The 13,048-nt window shown below is 47.6% G+C and carries 12 protein-coding genes; 5 read left to right on the top strand and 7 right to left on the bottom strand.

Annotated features, from left to right (window positions below; genetic code table 11):
* Window positions 1-232: 232 nt before the first annotated feature.
* The gene (locus QUA99_RS24890) at window positions 233-577 is read right to left on the bottom strand and encodes a DUF779 domain-containing protein (RefSeq protein WP_333241752.1); all 345 of its coding nucleotides are present in this window, start codon (window positions 575-577) and stop codon (window positions 233-235) included.
* Window positions 578-743: 166 nt separating this feature from the next.
* Window positions 744-2,264, bottom strand: coding sequence for an acetaldehyde dehydrogenase ExaC (gene exaC, locus QUA99_RS24895; protein ID WP_333241754.1), 1,521 nt, complete (start codon window positions 2,262-2,264; stop codon window positions 744-746).
* A 303-nt stretch (window positions 2,265-2,567) separates the two neighbouring features.
* Between exaC and QUA99_RS24900 the strand changes: the two genes are divergently transcribed.
* Window positions 2,568-3,287, top strand: a complete 720-nt coding sequence (locus QUA99_RS24900; RefSeq protein ID WP_333241756.1) for an A/G-specific adenine glycosylase — start codon at window positions 2,568-2,570, stop codon at window positions 3,285-3,287.
* Between the two features lie 238 nt (window positions 3,288-3,525).
* Here QUA99_RS24900 and QUA99_RS24905 read toward each other — a convergent pair whose 3' ends face one another.
* Entirely contained in the window at window positions 3,526-4,797 is a 1,272-nt protein-coding gene (locus QUA99_RS24905; RefSeq protein WP_333241758.1) for an ATP-binding protein, read from the bottom strand.
* A 591-nt stretch (window positions 4,798-5,388) separates the two neighbouring features.
* Between QUA99_RS24905 and QUA99_RS24910 the strand changes: the two genes are divergently transcribed.
* Both QUA99_RS24910 and QUA99_RS24915 read left to right on the top strand, forming a co-directional pair.
* Window positions 5,389-8,082, top strand: coding sequence for an endonuclease MutS2 (locus QUA99_RS24910; protein ID WP_333241771.1), 2,694 nt, complete (start codon window positions 5,389-5,391; stop codon window positions 8,080-8,082).
* Between the two features lie 160 nt (window positions 8,083-8,242).
* Window positions 8,243-9,184, top strand: coding sequence for a DNA methyltransferase (locus QUA99_RS24915; RefSeq protein ID WP_333241760.1), 942 nt, complete (start codon window positions 8,243-8,245; stop codon window positions 9,182-9,184).
* On the opposite strand, the gene QUA99_RS24920 is transcribed toward QUA99_RS24915, so the two are convergent.
* Window positions 9,147-9,695, bottom strand: a complete 549-nt coding sequence (locus tag QUA99_RS24920; protein ID WP_333241762.1) for a hypothetical protein — start codon at window positions 9,693-9,695, stop codon at window positions 9,147-9,149. The genes QUA99_RS24915 and QUA99_RS24920 overlap by 38 nt on opposite strands.
* A complete protein-coding gene (locus QUA99_RS24925) occupies window positions 9,688-9,900 on the bottom strand; it encodes a helix-turn-helix transcriptional regulator (protein ID WP_333241764.1) in 213 nt (70 codons plus the stop codon). The genes QUA99_RS24920 and QUA99_RS24925 overlap by 8 nt, the downstream gene beginning before the upstream one ends.
* A gap of 384 nt (window positions 9,901-10,284) precedes the next feature.
* On the opposite strand from QUA99_RS24925, the gene QUA99_RS24930 reads away from it, so the two are divergent.
* Window positions 10,285-10,890, top strand: a complete 606-nt coding sequence (locus QUA99_RS24930; RefSeq protein WP_333209311.1) for a DUF3038 domain-containing protein — start codon at window positions 10,285-10,287, stop codon at window positions 10,888-10,890.
* A 73-nt stretch (window positions 10,891-10,963) separates the two neighbouring features.
* On the opposite strand, the gene QUA99_RS24935 is transcribed toward QUA99_RS24930, so the two are convergent.
* Entirely contained in the window at window positions 10,964-11,128 is a 165-nt protein-coding gene (locus QUA99_RS24935; RefSeq protein ID WP_333241774.1) for a hypothetical protein, read from the bottom strand.
* On the opposite strand from QUA99_RS24935, the gene QUA99_RS24940 reads away from it, so the two are divergent.
* On the top strand, window positions 11,076-12,671 hold the full coding sequence (locus tag QUA99_RS24940) for a DUF4335 domain-containing protein (RefSeq protein ID WP_333241766.1): 1,596 nt from the start codon (window positions 11,076-11,078) through the stop codon (window positions 12,669-12,671). The genes QUA99_RS24935 and QUA99_RS24940 overlap by 53 nt on opposite strands.
* A gap of 158 nt (window positions 12,672-12,829) precedes the next feature.
* On the opposite strand, the gene QUA99_RS24945 is transcribed toward QUA99_RS24940, so the two are convergent.
* On the bottom strand, window positions 12,830-12,982 hold the full coding sequence (locus QUA99_RS24945; protein ID WP_333241768.1) for a hypothetical protein: 153 nt from the start codon (window positions 12,980-12,982) through the stop codon (window positions 12,830-12,832).
* Window positions 12,983-13,048 lie beyond the last annotated feature (66 nt).

Below are 13,048 nucleotides of genomic sequence, written 5' to 3' on the forward strand. Positions count from 1 at the left end.
ATTTTGGGCCACTAAACTCAAATAATGGCTGAAACCTTTGTCCACTAAGTATTCTAAAAATAAGATGCGTTGGCCCTCGTCAGAAAATTAGTCGTCGTTAGCCCGCGCGAGAAACTTAGATAAAAACTTAAATAAAAATAGGTTTTTTCGCTCTCATGAAAGAATCCGGGTTTCAGGCTTAAGCAAATTCATGTTTTTAGATAAACTGAAGCCAAGTTAAGGATAAACAGAGTTAATCAGCATTAACAAACAAGCGAGAACGAGTAATAAAACGCTCTCCATCGGGCCCTTCCAGGGAAAAATCGCTGCCTCCGGGCCCCGATGCCACGTCTATAATTAACTGCGTGTGCTGCCAATATTTGTATTGCGGTGCTGCAATATAAAAGGGACAACCGCCTATTTCGCCCAGCAATACGTCACCATCACCGATTATCAATTCGCCATCGGGAAAGCACATGGGGGAACTACCGTCGCAGCAGCCGCCGGATTGGTGAAACATCAATTCTCCGTGTTGACTTTTGAGATGGTTAATTAATTTTAAAGCGGATTCTGTTGCGGTAACTTTTGCAGTTTCCATTGCAGTCTGTTTGTGTAACAATTTTATTTGGTTTATGAATGAGATTTTTTTTATGAACCGCAGAGGGCGCAGAGAACGCAGAGAAAGAGAAGAAAGAGAGAAAGAAGGAGTTGACGAATCCTTGAAGTTTGTCTTTCTTCTTTCTTCCTTCCCAATGACTAAAACCTTAGAAAAAACCTAAAGCTTTGGGGCTGTAGCTGACCAGCAAATTCTTAGTTTGCTGGTAGTGATCTAACATCATTTTGTGATTTTCGCGGCCGATTCCCGATGATTTGTAGCCGCCGAATGCTGCGTGGGCGGGATAGAGGTGATAGCAGTTGGTCCACACGCGGCCGGCTTGAACGGCGCGGCCGATGCGGTAGGCGGTGTTGATGTCGCGAGTCCAAACTCCTGCACCTAAACCGTAGAGAGTATCGTTGGCAATTTCTAATGCTTCGGCTTCGTCTTTGAAGGTGGTGACTGCTAATACTGGGCCGAAGATTTCTTCTTGGAAAATTCGCATTTTGTTGTTTCCTTTGAAGACTGTCGGCTGGAAATAATACCCGTATTGCAAGTCGCCGGATAAGATGTTTCTTTCGCCGCCAATCAGGCATTCTGCGCCTTCGGCGCGACCGATTTTCACGTATTCGGCGATTTTTTCCATCTGGTTGATGGAGACTTGCGCGCCGAGGGCTGTTGTCGGATCTAGGGGGTTGTCTTGTTTGATTTGGCGGATGCGATCGATCGCCCTTTCCATGAATCGATCGTAGATTGACTCCTGAATTAAGGCGCGGGAAGGACAGGTGCACACTTCGCCTTGGTTGAAGGCAAACATGACTAATCCTTCGACTGCTTTGTCGAGAAATTCGTCGTCTTGGGCGCAGATATCTTCAAAGAAAATGTTGGGGGATTTGCCACCTAATTCTAGGGTGACGGGGATGACATTTTGGGAGGCGTATTGCATGATTAGCCTGCCGGTGGTGGTTTCGCCGGTGAAGGCGACTTTGGCAATCCGGGGACTGGTGGCGAGGGTTTTGCCGATTTCGGCGCCGGGCCCGTTAATGACGTTGATTGCGCCGTCTGGTACTAAGTCGGCGATGATTTCCATCAGTACCAAGATTGACGCGGGGGTGGGGCCTGCTGGTTTGAGGACGACGCAGTTGCCGGCGGCGAGGGCTGGGGCGAGTTTCCAGGCGGCCATTAATATCGGGAAGTTCCAGGGGATGATTTGTCCGATGACGCCTAGGGGTTCGTGGAAGTGGTAGGCGACTGTTGTTCCGTCGAGTTCGCCGATCGAGCCTTCTTGAGCTCGGATGCAGCTTGCGAAGTAGCGGAAATGGTCGATCGCCAGCGGTATGTCTGCGGCGCGGGTTTCGCGAATTGGTTTACCGTTTTCCCAGGTTTCGGCGATGGCGAGGCGATCGAGGTTTTCTTCGATGCGATCGGCAATTTTGTGTAAAACCCGCGCCCTATCGGCTGGGGAAGTCTTGCCCCACTTGTCTTTCGCGGCGTGGGCGGCATCTAGTGCCAATTCTACATCCTCGGCGCTCGATCGCGGGACTTGACAAATTGATTTTCCTGTAATTGGAGAAAGGTTTTCCGAGTATTTCCCTTTCACCGGTGACACCCACTGGCCGCCGATAAAGTTTTCGTAGCGAGGTTTAAAAATCGACTGACTGCCGGATTGAACAGGTGCTGCTACTACCATTTTATTACCTGATTAAAAATTTTTTTTCGGACTATCGAAAGAAATCTGTTGAATATCAACTATCGTCTATTCTCTGGCACTTTTGTTCTTTAATATACAAAATTTTACATTTTTCAAATATTTGAAATCAACTTTTTTTCGAGGTTTCGGGGTCTGGCTGGTGGTTAATAAGATTTTTTTATTAACCGCAGAGTACGCAGAGTACGCAGAAAGAAAAAAAGCATAAAAAGAGAATTTCACACATTATTTAAATGTGCTATTATATAAGTATACATTTGGCAAATTCTCAAAAATACAAATCAAATGCCTGCCTTAAATGCCGTTGTTTTTGATTCTGATTTCGAGCCTGGGTTAAAGCATTTGAACGCAGGGAAAGTCCGGTGGTTCCGCCGTCGCCTGAAAGCTTGGGCCGAGCAAAATTTCCGTGATTTTCCTTGGCGGCGTACCTGCGACCCCTACGCGATTTTAGTGGCTGAGTTCCTGCTGCAAAAAACTACTGCCGCTACAGTGGCTCCGATTTATCAAGAATTTGTCGGTCGATATCCGACTCTCTCGGATCTAGCGGCCGCGCCTGCGGAGGAAGTTGCTAGTTTGTTGCAGCCTTTGGGTCTTTTTTTTAGGGCGCAAAAGCTGCGGGAATCGGTGCTGGTTATCCTAGAAAATTATCAGGGAAACGTTCCCCGCACGGAAGCTCAGTTGCTGGAACTTCCCGGAGTTGGCAAGTACATTGCGCGATCGGTTTGCGCTAATGCTTTCGGACAGCCAAAAGCGGTGCTCGATACGAATGTTGCTCGGATTTTGCAGCGTTTTTTTGGGATTGACGGCGGTAAGGTAAAATCGCGCTCGCCCCAACTTTGGGAAGCCGCAGAACGAGTTGCTCCCAAACAGCAAGTCGGGCAGTGGAATCTAGGAATGCTGGACTTTGGGGCGGCAGTTTGCACTGCAAGAAACCCCCGCTGCGGCGAGTGTCCGCTGCAACAGCAGTGCGAGTACAAAATTAGCAGCGAAGTCATTCGATTTTAGATTTTAGATTTTAGATTTTGGATTGACCCCACGGATCGAGTCGGGGGCTTGAGGATTTGAGATTCCAGATGCAAGGATTGATTCCACGGATCGAGCCGGGGGCTTGTACCATTAAGAAATTCTTGGTCAATTCTCGGCTAATTGGCGAACTGAATTGACAAATATTTCACACCATTTTTAGGGGCCGGTTCACCAACAATCTTAAAAACCAGCCCCATCCAACGTTAAATACTATTAATTAACTGTGCCGCAGCGGAAGTTCTATCCTAAATCTAGTACCTTTACCCGGTTCAGAAAAACACTTTAACTCTCCTTTGTGCTGCTCTACAATTATCCGATAGCTGAGTTCAAGTCCCAAGGCGATGGTTTGTTCCGCAGGTTTTGCAACCAACAATGGGTCAGTAATTTGCGGTGCGATCTCTTTGCTGATTGCCATCCCGTTATCACCAATTTCAATAGAAATCCGCTGAGCATCAACCACCTGAGTGCTAATCAAAATCACAGGCTTAAACTTGACATATTCCGAGTCCTCCAACTCTTGACTCAACTCTTCCAAAGCATCGATCTCGTGATTGATAATATTGAGAAAAGCTTGATTGAGCAGACCTGCATAACACTCAATCTGTGGCAAGTTGCCGAATTCTTTCATCACCTTGATGTCTCGCCTTCCCTCGCGAGCCGGCAAGCGGTGCTGCAACAACAGCAGAGTATTTTCTAAACCGTCGGAAACATCGAATAACTGCCAGCCCGATCGATCGCTGCGGGAAAAATCCTGTAGCGACAAGATGATTTGGCGGATGCGATCGCTCCCGGTACGCATGGAACTCACAATTTTTAATAAATCATCAAGTACGAATTCCACATCCATATCTTGTTGTTTTTGCAGAATTTCCGCTCCGGGCTCGACTAGCTCTTTTTGATACAATCGCAGCAGTTCTATTAAATCGGTAGCGTAGCTTTGAACGTGAGTTAGATTGCTGTAAATAAAAGTAATTGGGTTGTTAATTTCGTGGGCTATCCCAGACACCAATTCGCCCAAACTAGACATTTTTTCAGTTTGCAGCATTCGATCGCGCGACAGATCCAATTCTTGCTGGGTGAACTCCAACCGCGCCCTCAACTCGCGCGATCGCTTAGACGCCCGCACCCGCGCCAATAATTCCTGCTTAACTATCGGTTTAAACAGAAAATCGTCAAAGGGCGCATCCAATTCTTGAACTTCTTCAAATTGCTCGGGTGTTGTCAGCAGAATAAAATAGGCTGCCGTCAATTCTCGTGAAGCGAAGCTATCCCGTAGGGAATCGGCTTTCACCAGCCGGCACACCTCCAAAAAGTTGATTTGAGGCGAAGTCCCGTCGCAAATTATCGCATCCGGGGACAATTCCCTCGCCAATTCTAAACCCTCCTTGTCGTCGGGAACGACTCTCACCTGATGTCCCTCTTGGCCGAGTAACTCTTGGACAACTTGAAAAGTCACAGTATCCGCGACGATCGCCAGAATCTTTGCCATACTTCTACCACCTCCACAAATTACTTTTTAGGATACAACCGCCAGAATTGCGCTGACATATTTAAAATTGGCAAATAGTTCAATCCCACAAAAAATAGCCCATGCCAGTTCCCTCAAACGCAAAAATAGCTCGGTAGAAGGTATAATTTTAGACGCGCAACGCAAAAAAGCAAATTCTCGCCTTCGTAATAGGGCTTTTACATCAAGCTTTCTGCCTTCAGACTGCTGACAACTATCCTAGATAGTTTCTCAAGTTGCGCCCGGAAACGATAAAAAACTTTAAAATTAATGAATCAATACTTCGGACAGTTTTACGGCCCACGTCCACAGGCAAGAAACCCGGTTTCTACAAGTTTTGCGACAAGTCACTAGAAATTTAGCAAGAAACCGGGTTTCTGAGGTCACGAGTCGGCCCGGTAGAAATTAGGTTTTGAGTTTGTAGTCAGCGTTGTCCTCAGCCGGCTTCTTGCGGTGGAACCCTAATTCTACTGTTGGCTATCAAAACTTATCCGAAGAATCGATCGATAGTATCGTCTAATTCACCTTCTCGGTCAGCGCCTGAGAATGCCAATTACCAACACCACCTCAACTTTGATTCAAGCCGAAACACTAGAACTATTAGAATGGCCGCGCCTGTGTCAGCACTTGGCTACCTTCGCGGCCACCAAACTTGGCGTCGCCGCCACCCTAGACCTCGAAATCCCGGCAACTCAAGCTCAAACAGCAGAACTCCTAGCTCAAACTCAGGAAGCTTATCAGTTAGAGAGCCGCGCTGGCGGTGCTTTGAGTTTTGAAGGAATCCAAGACATCGGCACTTCGCTGCAGCGAGCCGAACTGCAAGGTTTGCTCAGCGGCGAAGAATTGCTGGCAATTGCTACTACCCTCGCCGGAGCAAGGCAATTGCGCCGGATAATTGACTCTCAGGCAGATGTGCCGACGCTCCAAGAACTGGCAGCCCAATTGCGGACTTATCCCGAACTAGAGCAAGAAATCCACCGCTGTATAGACGATCGCGCTCAAGTAGCAGACAGAGCAACTCCTAAATTAGCAGGAATTAGAGTTCAAATGCGGCAGTTGCGCGATCGCATTTATCAAATATTGCAGGGGATTTTGCAGCGCCAATCCAACGCCGTACAAGAACAGCTAATTACCCAAAGAAGCGGACGCTTTGTCATTCCCGTCAAAGCTCCCCAAAAAGATGCCATACCGGGCATCGTTCACGACTCCTCTGCCAGCGGCGCGACACTGTACGTAGAACCCCACAGCACAGTCAATCTTAACAACCAAATGCGGCAGTTTCTCAGGCAAGAACAAGCCGAAGAAGAAGCAGTTCGCCGCGCCCTCACCGAGCAAGTCGCAGCAGTCAAACCAGATTTAGACAGATTGGTGGTGGTAGTTACAACTTTAGATTTAGCCGCCGCTAAAGCGCGTTATAGTTTTTGGTTGCAAGCAAATCCGCCGAAATTTATCGAATTGGGAGAGCCAGAATTAGCACCAAAAAACCCCGAAAAAGAAGATGACGAAAAAGAAGATGAGGAAAACTCAGAAAACAGTCAATTATTAATTCGTAACCTGCGATCGCAAATTACCCTGCGCCAGTTGCGCCATCCTTTATTAGTTTGGCAGCAACAGCACGAGCAAGGCTTTCCAGTCGTGCCGGTCGATTTAACGATCGGGCCGCACATCCGCGTCGTCGCCATCACTGGCCCCAACACCGGCGGCAAAACTGTCACCCTCAAAACCTTGGGCTTGGCAGCTTTAATGGCGAAAGCAGGAATGTTTGTTGCTGCCCGCGAACCCGTAGAATTGCCTTGGTTCGACAATATTTTGGCCGATATAGGTGACGAACAATCTTTGCAGCAAAGTTTGTCTACTTTCTCCGGTCATATCCGCCGCATCAGCCGCATTTTAGAAGTTTTACACAATAAATCGCAGCCTGAAGGGGAAGAAAATTCAAACCTTCCAATTACTAATTCCCAACAGCAAGACCAAGAAGTCACAGATACACAGAACACTGTTTCTGCTCTGCCAATTCTCAAACCTAAATTACAAATTCCCCAACCCCAAATCCCAAATCCCAATTCCCAATTCCCAATTCCCAAATCTTTAGTTTTGTTAGACGAAGTAGGAGCGGGGACAGACCCATCAGAAGGCAGTGCATTGGCGATCGCCCTGTTGCAATATCTCGCCCAACATTCCCTATTAACAGTTGCAACTACCCACTTTGGCGAACTCAAAGCCCTCAAATATCAAGACTCCCGCTTTGAAAATGCCTCAGTAGAATTTGATGACAATTCCATGCAGCCAACCTATCGCTTGCTGTGGGGAATTCCCGGGCGTTCCAACGCCCTCACTATTGCCAAAAGACTGGGTTTGCTAGCAGAAATTGTCGAAGAAGCTCAAACCTATGTGGGGGGAGCGTCTCAAGATGTCAATCAAGTGATTGCTGGACTCGAAGCACAGCGCCGGAAACAGGAAATCAAGGCCAGAGAAGCAACTCAACTGCTACACCAAACTGAAAAACTGCACAGAGAAGTTTCTCAAAAAGCAGCCGCTTTGCAAGAGCGGGAGCGAGAACTGAAAATAGCTCAGGAAGTGGCAGTAAATGAGGCGATAGGGTCGGCAAAATCAGAAATTGCTCAAATCATTCGTCGCTTGCAGTCGGGCAACCAGACGGCTCAAAATGCCCAACAAGCGACAGAAACCTTAAATCAAATTTCCCAAAAACACCTGCCCTCTCGACAGCAACCGGCTAAACCCAAACCGAGTTTTATGCCGAAAGTGGGCGATCGCATCCGCATTCCCAGCTTGGGCCAAACCGCCGAAGTCCTCAGCGGCCCCGATGCTAACGAAGAGTTGAGCGTCCGGTTTGGGATTATGAAAATGACTGTCAAACTAGGAGAAATTGAATCCCTCGACGGTCAAAAACCGGAAACGAAAGCTCAATTAGCCAAGGTTGCAGCCCAAGCACAAGCACTCGCTACGGCTAAAGCCAAGCAAGCAGCGGCGGAACCTGCAAAACCCAATTCCGAAATCGCCATTCGCACTGCTAATAATTCGATCGACCTACGGGGTGCGAGAGTCTCAGACGCAGAAATCGAAATAGACAGAGCTCTTTCCAAAGCCGTGGAATACGGAGTCCTGTGGATAATTCACGGCAAAGGTACGGGACAGTTGCGGCGCGGGGTTCACGATTTCCTCGCGAATCATCCGCAGGTTTCCCGCTTTGAGTTGGCTAGTCAAAAAGAAGGAGGTGCAGGTGTGACTGTGGTTTATTTGAAATAATCAGGATTTAGGCATTTCCGGTTGACTCGTGAATTATATATTTGTATGCAGCAAAACAAGTCGCAACGAACATATCATGCTGATGCAACCGGAATGGATACTATACTGCAAATGTGGCATAATCAAGAGTTGATTTACCACTTTAGTAACTGCCTGACTAATGAAAAAAACTCCCTTAAACGAAGTTTTGGTGGGCGACAGTCGTGAAGTGATGAAGAAATTCCCAGAAAATTATATTTCTGCGTGTATCACTGACCCACCTTATAATTATGAATTTATTGGTCATAAATGGGATGACTCAGAAATTCAAAGGCGTATTGAAAAAGTCAATGGCAAGGGAAATAAAACCCTTGTTAAAAACATTCCCTATGGCAGTGGTTTAGCAGGTGGAGTCAGAAACGAAAAATGGTATCAAAGGAATCGTAACAACACTCTGGATTATGAAAAGTGGTGCTTTGAGTGGGGCGAGCAGCTTTTTCGGATCTGCAAACCGGGTGCGACAGTTTTAGTTTTCAACAGCACACGGACTGTTGCTCACGTACAAGTTGCACTTGAAAGTGCAGGTTTCTATGCGAGAGATATTCTTGTTTATAAAAGATCGAGTGGTATCCCTAAAGGTGTCAATATCAAACAACAGTTAGAGAAGAAAGGATATGAAAATTCTGAACAATGGGATGGTTGGCACAGTTGTTTGAGGAACGAATGGGAAGCAATCTGCGTACTTCAAAAACCACTGGTCAATAATTACTTGGAAACTCTACAGGAGTACGGTACTGGTCTATTTTATACTAAAGATCAGTTCGGTGGTTTTCAGTCAAATATTTTAGAAGGTATACAGCGTGAGAAAACCGAGGAGTTTAACGTCCACTGCACAGTTAAACCAATCGCTCTAATGAGAAAGCTGGTCGAAATATTTGTACCGCGTTTGGAAAATTCTATCCTAATCGATCCTTTCGCAGGATCTGGAACCACATTGCTGGCGGCGAAAGAATTTGGCATTAGGTATGTTGGCATTGAAATAGTACCCGACTACATAGATATTATCAACAAGCGCCTTGATAGTTTCAGCGGTATACAGGGAATTCTCCCACTTTTTCAATAAGAAATGACTTGAAATCAAACCCGCTTATTGTTTTTATGAACTGAAACGAATCGTCCCCTGTGTAAACTTTCCAAGTCCCTTTTTGGCACGCTGTAATAGCTGCGGGCAAATTATCTTGTCTAAGTATTAAAAATACGGGTTCGTAATTATAAGTACGAAGTAGTGGGCCATAAGATTTGAACTTTTTCAGTGTTCCCGAGTCTCCTGAGCCAATACGATATTTTGTATCTATTGCGTACCCATCAACAATCAGATCGCACGGCTCATCGCTTCCAACTTTAAATGCTGGCTGAAAGCTACTGCAATATGTTTTACACGTTTCAGTAACTAACAATTGCCAACACATACCTAACTCACGTCCCCAATATTGCCTATTTTCTTTTTTTATTATTGGATAAATACCAAACACATCCATTAAAATATCGTGTTCTTCATTCTCTTGTGCATAAATTTTTTCTGTAAATGAGTTTTGGTATCTTGCTAAAATTTGCTCTAGTCTTCTTTCAGTCATCAGCAGTTACCAGTTCAGCTAGACTAACGGATAATGCCTTGGCTATTTTGCTGGCATTAAGCAGCGTTATATTCCGTTCACCCCGTTCAACTGAACCAATATAGGTGCGATGTAATTCAGATAGTTCTGCAAGCTGAGCTTGGGAAAGATTTCTGAGCTTTCTGAAATGTCTAACTTTTTTACCAAATTGCTCCGTAATATCCATAGATGGCGCCAGATGAAGCAATGACAACTATAATCTGACAGACTATAAGTAGCGACAGACTATAAGTAGCATTCGAGAGCGTTAGGATATTGGCATTGATATAAGTCCCGATAGTTTCCAAGCACAGATTTGATTTCGGTCACTCTGCGGCGTAGCATGGTTAGGGGTAAAAATCTATGGGTTTTGCCGATCGCGATCGATTGAACTTAAAACCGCAACTTTTAACCCGCAACTCCGTCCAGCAGTTAGGATTGCCGGAATCAAAGCAACGAGCTATGGAGACAAATTAACAGATGTGCTGTTGCCCACAGGCCACAAAGCTTTAATCACTGCATACTGTTTGATATCCTGCCTCAACCAGTCTTAATTTCCCGTGCTGAAGCCATGCGCTCGACCGTAAAGTCCTCCGCTCCCACAAACGAAACGGGCCAATCTCCCAACTGGGCAGAATTGACCCAAAAAGCACCAGAACCTACCCAGTTGGACAACATTAAAGCCCAACTGGATTTAGTGCTGTTAGCCCTAGAAGCACTGGCAGAAATTGGCTCAGAGGCGATGCTCAAGGTAGCAGCCGAACTGAATTTAGAGCCAATGGTAGCCGATCGGGTGGCTCTGTGGCGGCTGCGCCAATCTAACCCGCTGCGGAAAGGCCAGGGAGGGCGCAAAAAACTCGATGTGGAGGAAGCTCGATCGCTCGTTTTGATAAGCTGTCATTTGGCAAAACAGCACCAAGCTTTAATCCGCCGCGCTGTTGCTTTGCTCGAACAAATGGCCGAGCAAAACCGCGAACCTCACACCATCGCTTTGCTGGGAGATTATATTGACAGGTTCAGCAACACTTATGGCTCGCGCATGGAAGATGCAGAAAATTTATCGGCACGAGAACTGACTGATTTGGCCCTCAAACTCCTGATCGATTTGCTGTTTTACAGCAGTCCCGGCGGCCACCGCCGCCTCTGGCTGGCTCTTCTAGACCGTGCTAAAAATTAAGCTAAGCATAATGGGAACGAGAATGACAAAGATCGGGAACAGGCTTTCCGGCCTGTTCCACCAGAAAATTTATTTATTGTGGAACGAGCATCTTGCCTGTTGCAAAAAAAGCTTGTTGATAATGCTGCAAAATATTAGATAAAACATAGTTATTTCCCCTTCCCTCTTCCTTCTTCCTTCCTGCTATGGTTCTCAAACGGTACACGCCCCCCACTTGCACGCTGGAAATTACAGCCAAAAGTTCGCCTCTATCTCGCTGGGCGGGCCAACCGGTGTTTAAATCTTTAAGTTTCGAGCTGCGACTCGACGACCCCAGGCTGCCAGATACCCAACACGTTACTCTCAGGGGCGATCGAATTCAACTCGAAACCCTCCACGAAGCTGTCACCAACTACGTCCAAAACTTGCTGGGCGAATCCCGCGATTGGGAAAGCAACCTCAACTCTCAAACCGGCCGTATCCCTGCCGGTTCAGACTCGCCAGAAGCCGCGCATAATGCCGTTATATTCGATCGAGCCGTCAACACTTTCGAACTAGCAACCTCGGCCCCGAATACTGCCTACCTTCCGGTTCCCCCCCGCTTAGAGCCCCGCGGCTTGCTCGCCCACAACTTGTTTTTAGGTTCTTTGAGCGCTGCAGAATCCGGGCCGGTAGTTCCCTTGAGCACCCTGCAACTGTTTGACTTAGCCACAGCACTAGATGACTGCACCGCCGAAGTGATGGCCCTTCCCAACCTCAACCGCGAGTCCCGACGGCCGCTGTCCTCACCCTGGCTCAAGCTGGCAGCAATGATGGTCGCCAGCGCGGGCCTGACGACTGGAATTATCAAAATGCTCGATCGAACCGCCACCTCCCCGCAAACCGCCTCAGCCCCCGCCACAGCCCCCGCCAATCCACAATTGAGCACCGCTCCAGGAAACCCCCAGTTAGCTGCCGGCGTTTCCCCCAGTCCAGTTGCGGCCCTACCGACACCCCCATCACCAACACCTGCCGCCACACCCACTTTACCGCCCCTGCCGCCCCCGCCCATCAACACCGCTGCCTCCCCCAGCCCCAGCTTGCCCCCCATCGCCCTCGCCCCAAATCCCCCCAGCAACAGACCCAGCCCCATCCAGCAGCCACCCCTGCTATTTCCCCCCAACGGCAGCGCAGCCAGCGCCCCACAGAGCGCTCCAGCTTTCCCTCAAGGGCAAACAATCACTATTCCCGCTCCCGAAGAACGGCCCATTTCCGCCCCCCAAGCACCCGCACCAGTACCTTATCTGCTGCCCCCCCTACCGCCTCGACTAGCTCCCGCCGTACCGCCCCCCCTGCCGCCCTCCCTGTCGGCTTCCCGATTTCCCGTTCCCCCGCCCCAGCCCTTCCCCAGCCCCATAGAGCCGATTGTCCCCCCCGCCAGTACCGAACTCCCAGCCCTTGAGGACGCTCAACCGAGTGCCGAGTCTGAGGACGACAACCAGGTGGCGGCGAGCAAAAAAAACCACACTTTATTTGATACAATTCCTCAAGTTTCAGAAGCTAGAACTTACTTTGAGGAACGCTGGAAGCCTCCTGAAGGAATGGAACAAACTTTGGAATACAGCGTGCTGATCGATGAAAATGGGTCAGTTCAAAGTATTGTGCCGATGGGAAAAGCAGCAGCAGATTATATCGAGCAAATTAATATGCCATTAGCCGGCGAGCCGTTTGTTTCTGCCGTTTCTAATGGGAAAAACCCGAAAATTAGAGTGGTTTTGAGACCGAACGGTCGAGTACAAACCTTTTTGGAAGAGAGTGATTAAACGCTCTCAAACACATTGTCGAGAAGGGAAACCCCGGTTAATTGCTAATGTTAAATGAGTTCAAAAAAAATCAATTTTTAACTGAGGCAGCCGCCACCAGCATATTGACATTTGTTCCTATTTGTGATACCAATATCTCTTGAACCGTGCTGGCAGAATCACCATTGACAAAAGTTGATGACACTCGTCAACTGGTTCGCATTGTGCATCCTACAAACTTCCTTCTTCCTGACATCCGTTACATCCGTTACATCCGTTACATCCGTTACATCCGTTACATCCGTGGAGCGAATCCGTTGCCCATTACTCACAAGTTAAGCTAAAAGCACTATTGTCAATGAGTAAAATTACTCATCTTTTACCTGTTGACCCAATTA

This window comes from Microcoleus sp. F10-B2 (assembly GCF_036704965.1).
GTDB lineage: Bacteria > Cyanobacteriota > Cyanobacteriia > Cyanobacteriales > Microcoleaceae > Microcoleus.